General features: G+C 36.7%; 1 protein-coding gene. It reads right to left on the bottom strand.

Going from position 1 to position 1,007, the window contains the following annotated elements; all coding sequences use genetic code 11:
• Window positions 1–18: 18 nt before the first annotated feature.
• A protein-coding gene (locus FTT78_RS13395) for an IS4-like element ISAba1 family transposase (RefSeq protein ID WP_179994544.1) occupies window positions 19–1,007 on the bottom strand; the annotation gives its coding sequence in 2 pieces (ribosomal slippage) (window positions 19–569 and window positions 569–1,007; 990 coding nt annotated over the 2 pieces). This gene is flagged as partial in the annotation.

The raw sequence follows: 1,007 nt of genomic DNA, 5'->3' as shown, positions 1-1,007 counted from the left end.
CTCTGTACACGACAAATTTCACAGAACCCTTATCCTATCAGGATTCTGCTTTCTTAAAATTGCCAAAATTTCCTTAAACTCTTCTTTTTTCCCAAAACCAATTAAACGCTGAATCGCCATTTGAACATAGTCTAAACCATAGCGAAATAAACTCATTGAGAGTCGTCCATGCTTCTTTATTTTTATCGCTTTTTTTTGATTATGTTGCCATTCACCCGTTAAGTAACACCAACAGAAGCTTATAGCTAACACCGCAATCAATTTTTTCACTCGTCTAGGGTCTGTCAAGCGCGTATTTTCAAGATTAAACCCGCGTCCTTTGAGACAACTGAATAAGGTTTCAATTTCCCAGCGTAATGCATAATCCTGAATAGCATTGGCATTAAACTGAGGAGAAACGACGAGTAAAAGCTCTCCATTTTCTAACTGTAGTGCACTTATATATAGTTTCACCCGACCAACCAAAATCCGTCGTTTACGACATTCAATTTGACCAACTTTAAGATGGCGAAATAAATCACTAATTTTATGATTCTTTCCTAAATGATTGGTGACAATGAAGTTTTTTTAACACGAATGCAGAAGTTGATGTCTTGTTCAATTAACCATGTAAACCACTGCTCACCGATAAACTCTCTGTCTGCGAACACATTCACAATACGGTCTTTACCAAAAATGGCTATAAAGCGTTGAATCAAAGCAATACGCTCTTTCGTATCTGAATTTCCACGTTTATTAAGCAATGTCCAAAGGATAGGTATCGCTATTCCACGATAAACGATTGCGAGCATCAGGATATTAATATTTCGTTTTCCCCATTTCCAATTGGTTCTATCTAAAGTCAGTTGCACTTGGTCGAATGAAAACATATTGAAAATCAACTGAGAAATTTGACGATAATCAAAATACTGACCTGCAAAGAAGCGCTGCATACGTCGATAAAATGATTGTGGTAAACACTTGATGGGCAAGGCTTTAGATGCAGAAGAAAGATTACATGTTTGCTT

Origin of the sequence: Acinetobacter sp. YH01011 (assembly GCF_013420785.1) — a bacterium.
In the GTDB taxonomy this organism is placed as follows: Bacteria; Pseudomonadota; Gammaproteobacteria; order Pseudomonadales; family Moraxellaceae; genus Acinetobacter; species Acinetobacter towneri.
Note: the sequence above shows the minus strand (reverse complement) of the source record. Positions and strands in the feature narration are given on the sequence as shown.